Genomic DNA, 16903 nt, shown 5'->3' with positions numbered 1-16903 from the left:
AGTGCCCGCCAGAGCCGTACACGGTGACGAGCGAACCCGCGTGGAGCGCAGGGTACGGCTCCTGCTGGCCGGCAGGTCGGTGCTGCCCGGGGTGATCGAGTCGGCCGATGCCGGGGCCGACCTGTGGGAGCTCGGGATGGAGTCCCTGGCCATGGTGGGCGTCATGGTGGCCGTGGAGGACGAGTTCGGCGTCGAGTTCCCGGACGAGCTGCTCACCCGGGAGACGTTCCGGTCGCTGGCGGCCATCACGGACGCGGTCCTGTCCCTCACGGCGCGGGAGGGGCGTTCGTGACCGAGGCCGGGGGCGGCCGCGTGCGGCGGGCGGCCGAGACCTGCAGGGAGCTCGCCCGGGGCGTGCTGGCCGAGCACGCGGCCGAGGTGGACACCGACGCCCGCTTCCCCAAGGAGGCGCTGCGCGCCCTGCGCGGCCACGGCCTGCTGGCCGCGGTGGCCCCGGCGGAGCGCGGCGGGCTCGGCGCGGACGTGCCGGCGCTCGCCGGCATGGCCGCCGACCTGGCGCGTGGCTGCGGCGCGACCGCCATGGTGTGGGCGATGCACCAGGTGCAGCTCGCCTGCCTGCTCGTCTGCGACGCGGGCCCGGAGCTGCGGGAGGCCGTCTCGCGGATCGTCCGCGACCAGCTCCTGGTCGCCTCCGCCACCAGTGAGGCCGGCGTCGGCGGCTCCCTGCGCACCAGCGTGTGCGCGGTCGAACGCGACGGCTCCCCGGGCGCGGCCGGAGGAGAAGGCTTCCACGGTGGGGCCGGAGGAGAGGGCTTCCGAGACGTGGCCGGGGGCGGAGGCGTCCAGGGCGAGGCCGGGGGTGGGGGCGTGCGAGGCGCGGCCGACGCGGTGGCCGGGCGCGGCTGCCGGCTCGACAAGAGCGCCACCACCGTCTCCTACGGCGTCGAGGCCGACGCCCTGCTGGTCAGTGCCCGCCGGGGACCCGGTTCGCCGCCGGGTGACCAGGTCGCCGTGCTCCTCGACACGGCGCGGACCCGGCTGGAGCCCCTGGGCGGCTGGAACCCGCTCGGCATGCGCGGCACGTGCAGCCCCGCCCTGCGGATCCGGGCAGAGTTCGAGGACTGGCGGATCCTGCCGCTGCCGTTCGGCGACCTGGCCGACCGCGTGATGACCCCGCTGTCCCACGTGCTGTGGTCGGCCGTGTGGCACGGCCTGGCCGCCGAGGCCGCGGACCGGGCCGCCCGGTACGCCAGGAAGCGCGCGAGCGGGCAGGCCGGGCAGGCGCCGAGCGGGCACCTGGCCGAGATGCGCTGGCGGCTGACCGCCATGGAGGCGCAGCTCGCCGGGGCGGCGGAGGAGGCGCAGGCCGTGCTGAGCGGCGCCGCCCGGCCGACCGTCGCGTTCGCGCTGCGGATCAACTCGCTCAAGCTCGCCGTCTCCGAGCTCGCCGTGGACGTCGCCCTGGCCGCCCTGCGGGTGTGCGGGATGGCGGGCTACAGCGAGGACGGCCCGTACTCGGTCGCCCGCCTGGTGCGTGACCTGCTGTCGGCGCCCCTGATGATCGGCAACGAGCGGCTGGTGGCCGTCGGGTCCCGGCTCGCGCTGATGGCCCGGGACCGGTGACGGGGCCGGTGGTGGACACGGTGGACACGGTGGACACGGTGGACACGGTGGACACGGTGGACACGGTGGTGGACACGGCGGTGGACCGGGGCCCGGTCTGGGCGCACGTGCTGCCGCCGGGTGAGGTCTTCTCGCCCGCCAGCGGCGGCTCGCTCGGCACGGTCGCCGCCGAGCTGACCCGTGAGCACGCCCGGCGCGGCGGCGCCACGGTGATCGTGGCCGAGCGCGGCCGGGAGCACGCGCCGTCGGGGGTCCGGCTGGTGACGTACGACAGCCCCGGCGAGACGCTGGGGGAGCGGGAGCGGCGCGAGGACGACGCGGCCGCCGCCCGCGGCGAGCGCCGCGCCCACTACGCCGGGTTCGTCCGGCCGGCCCTGGAGGCGCTGCCGGGCGGGTTCGCCGGTCCGGTCGTGCTCCACAACGCGGTCGCGGCCGTGCCGGAGCTGCGGCGGCTGCGACCGCGGGCCCGGATCTGCCTCTACCTGCACGCCGACATGTTCCGGTCGTTCCCGCCGGCGGAGCGGGCGCGCGTGGTGGCCGACGCGGACCTGGTGGTGTGCGTCAGCCGGTTCGTGGCCGGGCGGTTCCTGGACGGCACCGGCCTGCCGCTCACGACGGTCGCGGTGGTGCACAACGGCCACGACCCGGACCGGTTCCACCCCGCCTCCCGGCCGGCCGGCCGCGTGCCCGTGGTGCTCTTCACCGGCCGGCTCGCCCCCGAGAAGGGGCCGATGGCGCTGGTCAACGCGTGCGTGGAGCTGGCGCGGACCGGCGCGGCGTTCCGGCTGCGGTTGGTGGGCAACGCCGAGCTGTCCGCCTCGTCGGCGCCGGACCGGTTCGAGCGGCAGGTCAAGCACCGGGCGTCGCTGCTGGGCGACCGGGTGGAGTTCGCGCCGTTCGTGGACCGTGACGCCATCGGCGAGGTGTACCGGCAGGCCGACGTGCTGTGCGTGCCGTCGCTGTGCGAGGACGCCAGCCCGCTCGTGCTGACCGAGGGGCTGGCCAGCGGCCTGGCGTGCCTGGCCAGCTCGCGCGGCGGGGTGCCCGAGGTGGGCCGGGACGCGGTGCGGTACTTCGACTACCGGCGGCCCGGAGATCTCGCCCGTCAGCTCGGCCGCCTCGTCGGCGAGCCGCCGTTACGGGCCGAGCTGGGACGGCGGGCGGTGCGCCGCGGGCGCGAGCTGACCTGGGAGAGCCGCTACCGGCTGCTGTGGTCACGGCTCGCGGAGCCGCCCCGATGACCTCGGCGAGTGCGGCACCCCGGGGGGCCCCGTCGGGCGCGACAGGAGGGCGGGCGCCGGTGCTGGTGGTGTCCGCGCACCTGGACGACGCCGTGCTGTCGTGGGGCGGGACGATCGCCGGGCTGACCCGGCGGGGCGTCCGCGTCGTGGTGCTGACCGTGTTCGCCGGGCAGGGGGGCGACCCGCTGCCGCCGTACGCCGAGCAGTACCACTCCTGGTGGCGGGCCTCGGGCACGGCGGCGGGCACGGCGGCGGCCGGGATGCGGTTGCGCCGGGAGGAGGACGCGCGGGCGTGCGCCGTGCTGGCCGCCGAGCCGGCGCACCTGGACCTCATCGAGGCGCTCTACCGGCGCAGGAGCGACGGGTCGCCCCGCTGCGCCGCCGGGGACGACCTGTTCTCGGCGCCCGCGCCGGACGATCTCGCGCTGGTGCGGGCCGTGGCCGGCGTGCTGGCCGGCTGGGTCGCCGAGCTGGCGCCCGGGGAGGTGCACGCGCCGGCCGCCGTCGGCGGGCACCTCGACCACGTGCTGACGGCCCGCGCCTGCGCGGCGGCGCTGCGCGGCGGACCGCCGGTCCGCTGGTACGAGGACCTGCCGTACGCCCTGGAACCCCCCGAGCCGGGCACGCCGGCGGCCGGCCTCGGCCCGGCGGCGGCCTCCCCCCTGACCGGCGGCGACTGGCGGCGCAAGGTGGAGGCCGCCGCCGCGTACCGGTCGCAGCACCCCATGCTCTGGGACGACGACTGGCCCGACCGGCTGCTCGCGCACGCCCGCGAGGTCGGCGGCGGAACGCCCGCCGAACGCCACTGGGCGGCCCTCCCGAGCCCGAACGGAGATCATTGACATGTCCGCGAAGCCCGTTGATAGCATCCTGCCCGTCTCAGCCGGTGCTGATGGGAGGCCCGCAGCCGGAGGTCACATGGCCGTCGCCCCGAACGACCCGAACGACCCGAACGACGCGAACACCCCGCACACGCCCGGCCCGCACCCGCCCGGCCCGCACCCGCGCGCCACGTCCGTCGCCGCCGTCGACGTCTCGGCCGACCCCGCCGCCTGGCTGCCCGCCGCCTGCGAGGCTCTGGCCGCCGACGGCGCGGTGCTGCTCACCGGCACCGGGCTGGCCGAGCCCGCCCGCGACGTCGGCGCGCGCATGCTGGCCGAGGTGCCCCTGCTGATGGAGCACCACGACGCGCTGATGGCCTACGACGACGGCCACATGCGGCACCGCCCTCCTGGCGGGCTCGACGGGCACGTCACATCGTTCCTCGGGCACCCGGCCGTCCTCGCCCTGTGCGGCGCGTCGCTGCAGGCGCCGCGCGTGATCAGCTACCACGGGCACACCGTGCTGCCCGGCTCCTCGCCGCAGCCGGTGCACGCCGACTGGGAGCCGCTGTGGCCGCACCCGGGCCTCACGCATCCGCCGTTCATGCTGGCGGTCAACATCGCGCTGGTGGACACCGGCGACGACAACGGCAGCATCGAGGTATGGCCCGGCACCCACGTTCTGGCCTCCCCCGAGGTCTACCGGCACGGCTCGCTGTGCGTCCGGGAGGAGCTCCTCGCCGGACGGCGGGCCGTGCGCCCGCCCGAGCGTGTCGCGATGCGGCCCGGTGACGTGCTGGTCCGCGACGTGCGCCTGTGGCACCGGGGCACCCGCAACACCAGTGGCACGGCCCGCCCGATGCTGTGGCTGCTGCTGGCCGCGCCGTGGCTGCGCGCCGAGCCGTCCGTGCTGCTGGAGGCCGGGGTGCGCGGCGAGGTGGAGGCGCTGCCCGTCGAGGTGGCCGCCGAGTACGCCCGCCACCCGGTGGGCGCCCTGTCCGGCGGCGACGCGGAGTGACCGCCGCCGGCCGTTCCCGTACCCGTCCGTCCGCCCAGGGAGGTCGCTTGCCGTCCGAGGTCCGCCTGATCACCGATCAGGACATCGAAGAGGTGCTCGTGCTGTGGGGGCTGAACGCCGGCGAGCACGTCCCGCTGCTCTCCTACGACCGGTGGGGGCCGGGCGTGGCGGTGCCGGCCCGGCCCGAGGTGACGGAGGTGGAGGCGTTCACCCGCGACCCGCTCGACGGCACCCGCGACCTGCTGCGCGCCGCGCTCACCGACGAGCTGTCGTTCTGCCTGGTGGCCGACACGGGGCACGGCCTGGACGGGTTCCTGACGGGGGAGATCCACACCCAGAGCGTCAACGACTTCCGGATCGGCTCCATCCGTGAGCTGTACGTCCGGCCGGAGGCCCGGCGCCACGGCCTCGGCTCCGCGCTGGTCGAGGCGGCCATCGCGGAGTTCCGCCGCAGGCGGGCGCGGATGTTCCGCGCCGAGGTGAACCCCGACTGGAAGGACGGCATGGCGTTCTGGCAGTCGCGCGGCGCGTGGCTGCAGGACGCGGTGGTGTTCAACCACTACGAGTGAGCCGGTCAGCCATCCATTCGCGACACGCCTGGGGAGCATCATGAGCCTGCAGAACGACGGCGTCACCGTGGTCGCCGAGGACTCCACGCCGATCGCCGGCGACCCGGCCGCGCTGCGGCGGCGGCTCCGCGAGCAGGGCATGCTCCTGTTCCGCGGGCTGCTGCCCGAGGCCCGGACGGCCGAGCTGCGCGCCCGGTTCGCGGCGGTGCTGCGCCGCCACGACTGGCTCGCCGACGCCGACGCCCACGCCGACGCCGACGTCCACGCCGACGTCCACGCCGACGCGGATGCCGCCGCCGACGGCGGTCTGCGTCCGGCGGCCAACCGCCGTGACGGCAGCCCGCGCTGGTGGCGCATGTACGAGGACCTGCAGCGGGTGGAGCTGATGCACGAGCTGGCGCACGCGCCGGAGCTGGTCCGGGTGATGACGGCCGTCCTCGGCAAGCCGCTGCTGAACCACACCCGCCGCCAGGTCAGCCTCATGCATCCCGGCTTCTGGATCCCGCCGCACCAGGAGCACACCTACGTCCAGGGCACGCCGGACGTGCTCACCGCCTGGGTGCCGTTCACCTCCTTCCCCGAGGGCGGCGGCACCCTGCGCGTGCTGCGCGAGCGGGCCGTGCCCGGGGTGCGCCCGCTGACCGTGCTGGACTCGGGCGGCGTCGAGGCCGTGGTCGAGCCGGGGGAGGGCGACTGGTGGCGGGCCCCCGACCTGGGGCCGGGCGACGTGGTCGTGATGCACGCGCTGGCCACTCGGGCGGTGGACGAGAACGTCTCGCCCTTCCTGCGCGGCGCGGTCGAGTACCGCTACCAGTCGTCGCGCGAGCCGGTCTGCCTGGCCTCGCTGCGCCCGCACCACTACCCGCGGGTACCCGGCTGGGAGGACCTGGCCGCCGGGTGGCGGGACCGGCGCTGGCTGCGGGTGCCGCTGCGGGTGCGGCAGGTGGACTTCCTGCTGCCCGAGCGGCAGGAGAGCTGGCACGAGCTCCTGCCGCGCCCGGTGTCGCGGCTCGTCGACGTGGAGCCCGGCCGAACGTGACACCGTCCGGCCGCACCGGGGCGCCAGGCCCGGCCGGCGCCGCCGGGGTGGCGATCCGGCTGTGCTTCGAGGCGTCGCCCCGGCTGCTGGTCCTCGTCCTGCTCCTGTCCACGGCCGTGTCCACGCTGCCCGCGGCGCTCCTGCTGATCGTGCGCGAGATCGTCGAGGCCTTCACCCGCGCGCAGGACGGCCGCGTGACCGCCTGGATCCTCGTGCTGGGCGGGCTGACAGCGCTGCGCGTCGCGGTGGGCGCGATGCTGTCCGTGCGCCGCGAGGAGCTGACCGAGCTGGTCGGCATCACCGCCGAGCAGCGGCTGCTGCGGGTCACCGGGTTCGCGCCGCTCGACCGCTTCGACGACCCTGCCTGGTACGACGCGGTCGCGCGGGCGCACGACGGCGTGACCTGGCGGCCGGCCGCCATCGCCGGCATCCTCATCGAGTTCGGCGGCCAGATCGTCTCGCTGGTCAGCATGGTCGGCGTGCTGGCCATCCTGGACGTGCGGCTCATCGGCCTGGCCCTGCTCGCGGGCGTGCCGCTGCTGGTGCAGCGGCGGATGGAGGCCAGGGCCGTCTACCTGGCGCGGCGGGGCGTCACCGAGCTGGAGCGCCGCCGCGACTACCTGACCGAGCTGCTCGTCCGCCACGACCTGGCCAAGGACGTACGCAGCTACGGGCTGGCCGCGCCGTTCGCGGGGATGCACGACGCGGTCAGCCGGCGGGCGCTGGGCGCCGTCATCGCGGCGAGCCGCCACAGCGTGGCCCGCGGGCTGGTCGCCGGGGTGCTGAGCGCCGTGTGCCTGGTGGTGGCGTACTTCCTCGCCGCCGGCCAGGCGTCGTCCGGCGCGCTGACGGCGGCCGAGCTGTTCCTCGTCTTCACCGCGTTCAGCACGCTCATGAACAGCACGGTGGACCTGTTCACCATCGTGGTCGACATCGAGGAGCACGCCGCGTACCTCACCGACTTCGTCGCGCTCGCCTACGGCGAACCGCCACCCGCCGAGCGCGGGCCCGCGCTCGCGCCAGCGGGCGGGCGCGCGCAGGGGCACGCGGGCAGGCCGCCGCGGGTGGAGTTCCAGGGCGTCGGCTACGCCTACGCCGGTGGGCCGGCGGTGCTGCGGGAGGCGTCGTTCACGCTGCTGCCGGGGGAGTTCGCCGTGCTGGTGGGGCGCAACGGGGCGGGCAAGTCGACGCTGGTCAAGCTGCTGCTGGGGCTGCTGACCCCGGCCGTCGGGCGGATCCTCGTGGACGGCGCCGACGTGGCGGGGCTCGGCCCGGACCGGCTGCGCGACCTGATCGGCGTCCTCTACCAGGAGTACGGGCGCTACGAGTTCACCGTGGCCGAGTCGGTCCGGCTCGGCCGGGCGGACCGGCCGCTGGACCGTGACCGGCTCGGCTTCGCGCTGGAGGCCGGCGGGCTGAGCCGGGTGGTCGAGCAGTTGCCGCGCGGCGTGGACAACCCGGTGGGCCGGATGTTCCCGGGAGCCCGCGAACTGTCCGGCGGCCAGTGGCAGCGGCTGGCCCTGGCCCGGGTGCTGTACCGCGACGCGCCCGTGTGGGTGCTGGACGAGCCGACCGCGGCGCTGGACGTGCAGGCGGAGGCGGCGCTGATCCAGCGGCTGCGGGCGGAGCGCGGCCGCCGGACGGTCCTGCTGATCACGCATCGGCTGGAGACCGCGCAGGCGGCCGACCGCGTGCTCGTGCTGGACGACGGGGTGCTGGTCGAGCACGGCTCCCACGAGGAGCTGGTCGCGCGCGGCGGCAGTTACGCCCGCCTGTGCGCCGAGTACGCCGCCCGCCAGAGCACCTGAGGGGCCCGGTGAGGGGGCGGTCCGTCAGCCGGCGGCCTTGCGCTGGGCCGTGGCCGACAGGAACTCCAGCACGCACCGGTTGGCCACCAGCGCGGTGACGTCGGCGTGGTCGTAGGGCGGCGCCACCTCCACGACGTCCAGGCCGACCACGTCGGTGTTGCGGGCCAGGTCGCGGATGCCGGCCAGCAGCTCCCTGCTGGTCAGCCCGCCGGGTTCGGGGGTGCCGGTGCCCGGCGCGTACGAGGGGTCGAGCACGTCGATGTCGATCGAGATGTAGACCTTGCCGGTCACGGAGGCGATGACCTGCTGGACGATGTCGGTCAGGCCGGCCTCGTCCACGTCCATCATGGTCCAGTGCTCGACCCCGTGCTCGCCTGCCCAGGCGAAGGTCTCCCGGGACGGGCCGTAGCCGCGCAGCCCGATCTGGAACACCTGGTTGGTGAGCCCCTCCTCGATGACCCGGCGGACCGCCGTGGCGTGGGTGAGCAGGTGTTCCGGGCCGCCGTCCCAGGTGTCGGCGTGGGCGTCCCAGTGCACGAAGCTGACCGGCCCGTGCTTGTCGGCCACGGCGCGCAGCACGGGGAGCAGCACGGAGTGGTCGCCGCCGAGCACGACGACCCGGTCGGTGACGGACATGAGCTCGCGGGCCCACTTCTCCGCCGCGTCGAGGTTGCGTTCGTGCTGGCCGGGCGTGACGGGCACGTCGCCGACGTCGACGATGCGGAGGTGCTCGAAGACCTCGGTCTCCAGCCCGACGTGGTAGAGGTTGCCGGCGATGAGGGCGGACGCCTCCCGGATGGCGGCGGGGCCGAACCGCGCGCCGGGCCGACCTCCCGTACCGGAGTCGATCGGGACGCCCAGCACGACCACGTCACTCGGACGTCCCTGGAACCGCCCGTCACTTGACGGTGGAATGTCATGAAACGTCCGCGCGGGCACTCATATCCCCTATCGCACACTTGTCTCTTTGGTTATCGGTCGGCAGCATAGATCAAAGATCAGCCGCACAACACCGTCCGGCGGAAAGTGGCCATATGGAGGGAAATACCATCTCCAATTCTGCTGCTGAGGAAATATCCGGCCGTTGGGCCGCCGCACGGGCACAGCCGATCGGCAAGGCGTACCGCGACGGCACGGACCGCGCCGTGAGTCCCGCCGCGACGCTCGCCCGGGTGTCGCCCGCCATGACCGCCGCCGGGATCACCCGCGTCGCCAACGTCACCGGCATGGACCGGATCGGCATCCCCGTCTGGTGCGCCGTCCGCCCCGCCTCCCGCAGCCTGACCGTCTCGCAGGGCAAGGGCGTCACCGGCGACGCCGCCAGGGCGTCGGCCGTCATGGAGTCGCTCGAACTGTGGCACGCAGAGACCCACCACCTGCCCCTGCGCTACGACACCCACCGCGCGCTCGCGGCCTCCGGCGAGGCCGTCCTCGACCCGATGACGCTGGTCCGCTGCCCGTGCAGCGAGTACGCGGCCGACCGCCCCATGCGCTGGGTGCGCGGCTGGGACCTCGTCGGCGGCCGGCCGGCGTGGGTGCCCTACGAGGCCGTGCACTGCGACTGGCGGGTGCCCGTCGCGCCCGGCGACCACGCCGTCCAGAACGGCTCCAACGGCCTGGCGTCCGGCAACAGCCTCCTGGAGGCGACGGTGCACGCCCTGTGCGAGCTCGTCGAGCGGGACGCCATCGTCGCCGCGCAGGACGCCGGCGACCTGCTCGCCGCGCGGCGGATGGTGCGGCCCGAGACGGTCGCCGACGACGCCTGCCGCGACCTGCTCGGGCGCTTCCGCCGCGCCGGCGTCGACGTGCTGGTGTGGGACCTCACCTCGGAGGTCGGGGTGCCCGTCTTCAACTGCCTGGCGGTGGAGACCGACACGCCCTGGTACCACCCGCTGCCGCAGACGCAGGGTTCGGGCTGCCACCCCCGCCGCGCCATCGCGCTGTCGCGTGCCCTCACCGAGGCCGCGCAGGCCAGGGCCACCGTGATCGTGGGCTCCCGTGACGACATCGGCCGCGACCGGCAGAGCTGGTATTTCGACCCGGAGCAGCGCCGCGCCGTCGGCGACGCCGTACGGGACCGGCCGGAACGCGACTACGGGCAGACACCCGACCTCGACCACGGCACGGTCAACGAGGACCTGGACTGGCTGCTCACCCGGCTCACGACGGCCGGGATCGGCTCGGCCGTGGTCGTCGACCTGACGATCCCGGACCTCGGCGTGCCCGTCGTCAAGGCGGTCGTGCCGGGACTGCGGTGGCGGCCATGGGAGGAGTGAACCCGGGCGGCCGGCGGCCGCCGGTGGTGTTCCTCGGGCCGACGCTGCCGGTCGCCGAGGCCGCGCGCATCCTCGCCGCCGACTACCGCCCGCCCGCCGAGCTCGGCTCGGTCTACCGCGCCGCCCGCGAGCGGCCCGCGGCCATCGGCATCGTGGACGGCTACTTCGAGCGGGTCCCGGCCGTGTGGCACAAGGAGATCCTGTACGCCCTGTCGCTCGGCGTCAGGGTGTACGGGGCGGCGAGCATGGGGGCGCTGCGGGCGGCCGAGCTGGCCGAGTTCGGCATGATCCCGGTGGGCGAGGTGGCCGAGCAGTACCGGCTCGGCGTGCTGACCGACGACGACGAGGTGGCGGTGCTGCACGCCCCCACACAGGGCGGCTACCGGCCGCTGTCGGAGCCCATGGTCAACATCAGAGCCACGCTGGCGGCCGCCGTCCGCGAGGCGGTGATCGGCGAGGAGGTCGCCGCCGCGCTGGCGGCGCGGGCCAAGGACATGTTCTACCCCGACCGGGAGTGGGGGGCGCTGCTCGACCGTGCCGGAGCGGACGACCCTGCGGCGGCAGCGCAGCTCGCCCGGCTGCGCGCGTGGCTGCCTGCGGGCGCGGTCGACCAGAAGCGCCTGGACGCCGAGCGGCTGCTGGCCGAGATGGGGCGCTGGATCGAGTCGGGCGGCGGGCCGCCGCAGGTGGCGCCGTTCCCGTTCGAGCAGACGGAGAACTGGCGGGAGCTGGTCGTGGGCGACGCCGGAACGGCGGCCCGCGCCGGTGACACCCCGCCCGGCACGGACGCCGGGGGAGTGGTCGAGAGGCGGTCCGCGCGAGGCGGCCGCGGGCGAGAGGAGTCCGGGGCAGTGAACGGTGACGGCAGGCCGGCAGCGGCTGACTGGCGCGGACTGCGCGCCGGCGAGGTGCCCCGACGGCACGCCGACCAGATCGGCGGCGTCCGCGAGCTGGAGCGGCTCCGCCGGCCGCTGCTCGTCGAGGGGGCGCTGGACCGCTGGCCCGCACTCGACCGCTGGAACCCCGCCTACCTGCGTGAGAAGGTCGGCCGGACGCGGGTGCCCGTCGAGTTCTACCCGTCCGGCTCCTACTACGGGAGCTGGGTGCAGGCGCCGCTGCGCATGGACCGCTACCTCGACATCCTCACCTCGCCGGGAGAGGCCGAACGCTGCTATCTCGCCCAGGTGCCGCTGCTGGACCTGCTGCCGGAACTGGCCGACGACCTGTCCGTGCCCGGCTGCCTGGCCGGTGCGCCGGAGCTCGGGCTGGCGTTGTTCGTCGGCCGGGACACGGTCACCGCCCTGCACTACCACAGCAACGAGCAGGCGCTGCTGTGCCAGGTGAGCGGGGCCAAGGAGGTGCTCCTGTTCCCGCCCTCCGATCACCGGCACCTCAACCACCATCCGTGGTATTCGTACCGGTTCAATTTCAGTCGGATAGATTTCTCCGCCGTGCCGGCCGGACCGAATACGCCGCTGCGGAACACGACGCCATTACGGTGCACGGTACGGGCCGGGGAGGCGCTTTACATCCCCCTTTACTGGGGGCACCTGGTGGAGGGGCCGGGCACCACGTCGTCGGTGACGTTCTTCTGGCGGCCCACCGCCGGGGGGACCTGGTGGCCACCGGCGATGCGGCTGCGGGCCGCCGTGGGCGGAGCCGTGCGACGCCGTCTCGTCACCCCGGTGGGTGACGCGTTCAGCCGGCGGTTCGGGCTGGGCGGCTGACCCGCCCGGCTCCGGCCAGCCACTCCTCCAGGGCCGCCAGCCGCGCCGCCACCACGGGCTCCACCGGCCCGGCGTCGCGGTCCAGCACGCCCATGGCCCGGCACAGCGGATGGTCCACGACCGCCGCGGGACCGGCCGGGAAGGCCACGGGGACCGGGCCGGTCGTCGTGCCGGTCGTCGGGCCGGCCGCGGGGAGCGCATGGCGGGCGGCGCGGGGGACGAGCGAGACCAGCAGCCCGTTGCGCCGCAGGTGCGGGCCGGGCAGGCGCTCGTCGTACCGTGCGGCGGACGGCAGCCGGACGGCCCACGCGGCGAAGGCCGGGTCCAGGAACGGCGACCTGCGCGGCAGGCGGGCGGCGGCGGCCACGGCGGCCGGAAGCGGCCCGGCGAAGCGCGCCGTACGCGCCAGCACGTACGCGCGGACCGGGTCCCGGTGCGCCGCCAGGCACTCCACCAGCCGCCGGACCCAGCTCGCCGTCCACGCCTCCACGTGCGCCAGGCGTTCCGGCGGGAGCACACGCGGCGTGTCCGCCAGGGCCTCGGCGAACGGCGCGAGGGCCACCTGCAGGCCGGCGCGGAGCCGCCGGGCGCGCGCTCCCCGGCCCAGCGCGGACGTCGCGTCCGCGAGCACGGCGGCGGCGCCCTCCGCCCGCCACCGGTCGGCGAGCTGCCTGCGGGCCGCCCGCAACCCCCGCGGAAGGGACGGCAGCGGCCCCGCCTGGAGGACGTCCTCCCAGCCCTCGGCGGTGAGCAGCAGCGTGGCGCCCAGCCGGGCCGCCCTGGCCTCGGCCGCCCGCACCAGCGGCGTACGCCCCAGGTCGGGCGCCACCGGGTTCCACCCGGTGTCGCGCCCCTCCGGCGACCCGCTGGGCCCCGTTCCCGGCAGGCGGGCGGCCTCGGCGAGCAGGAACCTGTGCCGCCCGCCGAGGGCCGCGACGACCTGCTGCGTGGCCACGGCGACGCTCGCGCCGTCCGGGCCCGGATGGTCGGCGACCACGACGGTCACCTCCGCGCCGAGCGCGCGGCCCGCCGCGGTCGCCGCCACCAGCAGCGCCGTCGCCCCGATGCCGCCGTCATGCAGGACGGCCACCGTCCGGTGCGATCCGACGGCCCGGCCGACGGCGTCACGCAGCCGTTCCCCCAGCTCACGCGGATCCGCCACGCCCAGCTCGCGCCGATCCGCCGCGCCCGTCTCGGGCGCGCCCGCCATGCCCGGGCGCGGATCCGCCACGCCAGCCTTGCGCGCATCCGCAGCGCCCGGGTCGTCGCCGTCCGCTCCGGGCGGGACCGGCTGCCCGGCCGGCGAGCCGCCCGCCCAGGGCGAGGCCGGGTACACGCCGAGGGCCAGAGACGGCCGCGACAGGTACAGCGCGACCGCGTCCGCGTCGATCCCCGGCACCGGCCCGCCGGAACCGCCACCGCTCACGCCGTCGCCCCCCGCTGCTCGGCGCCGCGCAGCCACAGCTCCACCGCGCTGGCCGTCGCCACCTCGAACGTGTCCCGGCACCGCGACCGCCAGTCCGGCCGCAGCAGCCCCCGCTCGACGGCCAGCACCGGCTCCACCCGCGCCAGCCGCCAGTAGCGGGCGTACGACTGCGACCCCCGCTGCCGGTACGGCGGCAGCACCGCGCCGACCCCCTCCGGCAGCAGATCGGCGACCAGCCGTTTCCTGCGCAGGTACTCGTTGTCGTACGACCCCGAGTACCGCGCCGTCAGCGGCAGGTGGAAGGCGTACTCGGCGAAGACCGGGTCGTAGAACGGCGCGGCCTCGGGCAGCTCCGTCGCCGGCACGACGACGTCGTACGGGAAGGTGCGGTGGATCATCAGCGCCTCCGCCCACGTCACCCCCGCCTCGGCCGCGACCCGGGCCGCCTCGGTTCGGTAGTCGTCCTCCCAGCCGCACGCCCGCTCGTGGACGCCCTCGGGCAGCAACGGCGAGCCGTGCTCCCGCAGCCGGCGCGGCCAGGCCGTGGACCAGTAGAGCCCGGAGGAGGCCCGGCGCCCGAGCCGGCCGGCCAGCGCCGCCAGCAGCTCACGCGCGGGCGGCCCGCCGCCGAGGGAGGCGTCGCGCAGGTAGGCGGCCAGGTCGCCGAACGAGCCCGAGGCGAGCAGCCGCCCGGACAGGTAGCCCGGCGCCTCCAGCAACTGGTCCGCCCCGCTGCCGTGGAGCACGATCTGCGCCCCGGCGCCGGCGGCCAGCTCGGCCATCCCGCGGTGCAGGCGGGGGAATCCGTCGAAGCGGGGGCCGTGCGCGGACCAGTCCGGTTCCGGCCAGCGCCGAGGGGCGGGGTCCACGCGCAGGTGGGGACAGCTCAGGCCGAGGAACTCCAGCAGCCGGTCCACCACCACCTTCGGGCGGCGGCCCCGGTCGTCGGCGATGTCCATGGTGACGGCCAGCAGCCGGCGGCCGGTGCGGCGGCAGACCCGGGCGGTGACCGCGAGCAGCGCGGCGGAGTCGAGGCCGCCCGAGGTCGCGACCGCGACGTGCTCCCGGTCGCCGATCGCCCGCTCGACCGCGGCTTCGAGCCGGTCGCGCAGCTCCGCCGGGCGGGCGTGCCCGCGTGGCCGGGGCGGGGCGTGCCGGACGCGTTCGAGCCCGGCCCACGGCGCGGCGGGGAACAGGTCCGTGCTCAGGCCCGGCCAGGTGAACCAGGTGCCCAGCGCCGCCAGGGAGTACGTGCCGCCGGTGGCCGGCGGGGCCGCGGCGCGACCGGAGCCGGTCTCCCGGTAGACGGGCCGGGTGACGAACGGCGCGAGCCGGTCCGGCGCGGCGCTGTAGCGGAAGGAGGGGGCTTCCCGGGCGGGGGCGGGCGGGGCGGTCGCGTGCTGCGGGGTGGTCATGTGCGCCTCTCTGCGAGGTGGAACGCGAGCTGGCGGCTCACCACGCGGGCGAGCCTGATCCGGTTGGCCGGGCGGGTGATGCCGTGGCCCTCGCCGGACAGGACGAGGCAGTGGTGGGGGTGTCCGTGCTCGGCCAGCGCGGCGGCCATCGTGGTGGCGTGCGTCCAGGGGACCAGCGGGTCCTCGCGGCCGTGCGCCAGCAGCACCGGCGTGTGGCAGCGGGCGGCGTGGGCGAGCGGGGAGCGCTCGCGCAGCCGGTCGGCGTCGCGGTCCGGGTCGCCGACACGGTGCAGGAAGTGGGCGCGCTCGTGGTGCGCCGACCCTTTCACGTGCCGCAGGAACGCCACCAGGTCGGTCGGCGCGCAGACGGCCACGGCCAGCGCGAACGCCTTCGGGCGGGCGGTGGCGGCCATGAGCGCGGCGTACCCGCCGTACGACTGGCCCATGACGGCCACCCGGCCGGGGTCGGCGTGCCCTTCGGCGACCGCCCAGCGCAGCGCGTCCTCCAGGTCGTCCTGCATGCCGCCGCCCCAGTCCGCACGGCCCAGGTCCAGGAAGCGGGTGCCGTACCCCTCCGAGCCGCGGAAGTTGACGCGCAGGGACGCGTACCCGCACTCGGCCAGCCACTGGGCCTCGGGGGACAGGCCCCACGTGTCGCGCGACCACGGCCCGCCGTGCACGAGCAGCACGGTCGGGTACGGCGGGGCGGCGGAACCGGCCGGGGTCACCAGGTAGCCGTCGAGCGGCAGGCCGTCACGCGCGCGGATCGTCACCGTGGCCGTGGGCGCGACCCGGGCCGTCGCGGGCCGCCGCCGCAGCCCCACGCGCCCGAGCAGGGACCGCGCCCCGCGCCGCGGCCGCGCCGGTTCCCGAGGGAGGCCGGGACGGCCGGCCGGGACGTGGTGGGTGACGCCGGTGCCGCGCTCCCACAGCAGGTGCCTGGGCGGCGTCCCGCCGTCGTCGAGCCGTACCAGCCAGGTCGCGTTGTCGCGGGTCAGGCCGGTGAGCTGCAGCTCACCCGGATGGCGGGCGGTCAGCGCGGCCAGGTCCGCGGCCAGCTCAGCGTCCAGCGCGCGATGCTCCTGGCGCGGCCCGGACAGCAGCGCGAGCTGCGGCACGCGCGTCACCGGGTGCAGCACCACGTCGAGGTCGTGCCCGCCGTCGTCGAGCACGGTGGCCACGGTGCCGTCGCGCAGGTCCAGCAGCCGTACGCCGAGGAACCCGCCGCGGCAGGGAGCGGACAGGTAGAGGCCGTGCCCGTCCGCCGTGACGTCGACCGGATGGGTGACGAGCCCGCCGGGCGGCCCGGACCGCCACACCTCACGCCAACCGCCCGGACTCCCTTCTCGCGCATCCGCCGCGTACACGACGAGGGCGCCGTCGGCGTCCCGGGCGGTGGCCGCGCGCGGCCGGTCGTCCGGGTCGCTGAACAGGCGGCTCACCCCCGCGGGCACGGGCACCCGGAGGGCGGGGCCGGTCCGGGAGGACAGGAGGTGCCAGACGCGGCCGGGGCTCGCGCCGGCCTTCGTGCCGGCCCTCGTGTCGGCCCTCGTGTCGCCGGCCATGGCCGCGTTCGTGTCGCCCGCCGTGCCCGCGCTCGCGCCGGTGTCCGTGCCGTCCCCCGGGGCGCTGCCGGCGAGCAGCAGGCTGCCCAGGCGCGGCTGGTCGCGGTCCACGACGTGCACCTCGCCGGCCCCCTCCGGCGTGACGTCCGCCGTACGGCCGGTGGCCTCGTCGTGCAGCACCACGCGCGGCCGGCGGCCGGACAGGACGGCCAGGACGGCGCCGCCCGCCGGCCACCAGGCGTGGTCCGCCACCTCGACGCGGCCGAGCGGCACCCTGCGGACGCCCTCCCCGGGACGCCAGACGAACAGCCCCGGCTCCCGCTCGCTCTGCCAGCTCACCGCCCCGCCGCCCGGGTCCAGCGCGAGGTGGACGGCCGGGTCGGCGCCGAACCACCGGCGTGCCGCGGCGCGCAT

Annotated in this window: 14 protein-coding genes; 10 read left to right on the top strand and 4 right to left on the bottom strand. The window is 76.4% G+C overall.

Annotated elements, in window-relative coordinates:
* The first annotated feature begins 1 nt into the window (after position 1).
* From CXR44_RS38910 to CXR44_RS15310, 8 genes are all read left to right on the top strand, one after another.
* The gene (locus CXR44_RS38910; protein WP_245899212.1) at positions 2 to 292 is read left to right on the top strand and encodes an acyl carrier protein; all 291 of its coding nucleotides are present in this window, start codon (positions 2 to 4) and stop codon (positions 290 to 292) included.
* The gene (locus CXR44_RS15340) at positions 289 to 1584 is read left to right on the top strand and encodes an acyl-CoA dehydrogenase family protein (protein ID WP_101786723.1); all 1296 of its coding nucleotides are present in this window, start codon (positions 289 to 291) and stop codon (positions 1582 to 1584) included. Before CXR44_RS38910 ends, CXR44_RS15340 begins: the two co-directional genes overlap by 4 nt.
* A gap of 20 nt (positions 1585 to 1604) precedes the next feature.
* Positions 1605 to 2825: a glycosyltransferase family 4 protein gene (locus tag CXR44_RS15335; protein WP_180903444.1), complete on the top strand. Its 1221-nt coding sequence runs from the start codon at positions 1605 to 1607 to the stop codon at positions 2823 to 2825.
* Positions 2826 to 2884: 59 nt separating this feature from the next.
* A complete protein-coding gene (locus CXR44_RS15330; protein WP_180903443.1) occupies positions 2885 to 3667 on the top strand; it encodes a PIG-L deacetylase family protein in 783 nt (260 codons plus the stop codon).
* Between the two features lie 76 nt (positions 3668 to 3743).
* Positions 3744 to 4664 carry a phytanoyl-CoA dioxygenase family protein gene (locus CXR44_RS15325; protein WP_101786720.1) on the top strand — a complete coding sequence of 307 codons (921 nt, stop codon included), beginning with the start codon at positions 3744 to 3746 and terminating at the stop codon, positions 4662 to 4664.
* Positions 4665 to 4711: 47 nt separating this feature from the next.
* A complete protein-coding gene (locus CXR44_RS15320; RefSeq protein WP_180903441.1) occupies positions 4712 to 5233 on the top strand; it encodes a GNAT family N-acetyltransferase in 522 nt (173 codons plus the stop codon).
* A gap of 40 nt (positions 5234 to 5273) precedes the next feature.
* The gene (locus CXR44_RS15315) at positions 5274 to 6272 is read left to right on the top strand and encodes a phytanoyl-CoA dioxygenase family protein (RefSeq protein ID WP_101786718.1); all 999 of its coding nucleotides are present in this window, start codon (positions 5274 to 5276) and stop codon (positions 6270 to 6272) included.
* On the top strand, positions 6269 to 8080 hold the full coding sequence (locus tag CXR44_RS15310) for an ABC transporter ATP-binding protein (RefSeq protein ID WP_101786717.1): 1812 nt from the start codon (positions 6269 to 6271) through the stop codon (positions 8078 to 8080). Before CXR44_RS15315 ends, CXR44_RS15310 begins: the two co-directional genes overlap by 4 nt.
* A gap of 24 nt (positions 8081 to 8104) precedes the next feature.
* Here the strand turns inward: CXR44_RS15310 and speB are convergent, their stop codons facing one another.
* Entirely contained in the window at positions 8105 to 8950 is an 846-nt protein-coding gene (gene speB / locus CXR44_RS15305) for an agmatinase (protein WP_180903439.1), read from the bottom strand.
* A 164-nt stretch (positions 8951 to 9114) separates the two neighbouring features.
* Between speB and CXR44_RS15300 the strand changes: the two genes are divergently transcribed.
* Positions 9115 to 10356, top strand: coding sequence for a YcaO-like family protein (locus tag CXR44_RS15300; protein WP_101786715.1), 1242 nt, complete (start codon positions 9115 to 9117; stop codon positions 10354 to 10356).
* A complete protein-coding gene (locus CXR44_RS15295; RefSeq protein WP_144069971.1) occupies positions 10344 to 12083 on the top strand; it encodes a TfuA-like protein in 1740 nt (579 codons plus the stop codon). The genes CXR44_RS15300 and CXR44_RS15295 overlap by 13 nt, the downstream gene beginning before the upstream one ends.
* On the opposite strand, the gene CXR44_RS15290 is transcribed toward CXR44_RS15295, so the two are convergent.
* The 3 genes from CXR44_RS15290 to CXR44_RS15280 are packed head-to-tail and all read right to left on the bottom strand — an operon-like array spanning position 12055 to position 16903.
* On the bottom strand, positions 12055 to 13509 hold the full coding sequence (locus CXR44_RS15290; protein ID WP_144069970.1) for a hypothetical protein: 1455 nt from the start codon (positions 13507 to 13509) through the stop codon (positions 12055 to 12057). The two genes, CXR44_RS15295 and CXR44_RS15290, sit on opposite strands and share 29 nt — an antisense overlap.
* Positions 13506 to 14924, bottom strand: a complete 1419-nt coding sequence (locus CXR44_RS15285; protein WP_101786712.1) for an asparagine synthase-related protein — start codon at positions 14922 to 14924, stop codon at positions 13506 to 13508. Before CXR44_RS15285 ends, CXR44_RS15290 begins: the two co-directional genes overlap by 4 nt.
* The gene (locus CXR44_RS15280; RefSeq protein WP_101786711.1) at positions 14921 to 16903 is read right to left on the bottom strand and encodes an alpha/beta hydrolase family protein; all 1983 of its coding nucleotides are present in this window, start codon (positions 16901 to 16903) and stop codon (positions 14921 to 14923) included. Before CXR44_RS15280 ends, CXR44_RS15285 begins: the two co-directional genes overlap by 4 nt.

Source organism: Nonomuraea indica, assembly GCF_002850745.1.
Taxonomy (GTDB): domain Bacteria; phylum Actinomycetota; class Actinomycetes; order Streptosporangiales; family Streptosporangiaceae; genus Nonomuraea; species Nonomuraea indica.
This window is presented reverse-complemented; position numbering and strand designations above follow the sequence as displayed.

Bases quoted from the DNA above. Each gene is read 5' to 3' on its own strand.
- CXR44_RS15285 (WP_101786712.1), bottom strand. From the start codon at position 14,924: ATGACCACCCCGCAGCACGCGACCGCCCCGCCCGCCCCCGCCCGGGAA.
- CXR44_RS15295 (WP_144069971.1), top strand. From the start codon at position 10,344: ATGGGAGGAGTGAACCCGGGCGGCCGGCGGCCGCCGGTGGTGTTCCTC.
- CXR44_RS15300 (WP_101786715.1), top strand. From the start codon at position 9,115: ATGGAGGGAAATACCATCTCCAATTCTGCTGCTGAGGAAATATCCGGC.
- CXR44_RS15280 (WP_101786711.1), bottom strand. From the start codon at position 16,903: ATGCGCGCCGCGGCACGCCGGTGGTTCGGCGCCGACCCGGCCGTCCAC.
- CXR44_RS15325 (WP_101786720.1), top strand. From the start codon at position 3,744: ATGGCCGTCGCCCCGAACGACCCGAACGACCCGAACGACGCGAACACC.
- CXR44_RS15315 (WP_101786718.1), top strand. From the start codon at position 5,274: ATGAGCCTGCAGAACGACGGCGTCACCGTGGTCGCCGAGGACTCCACG.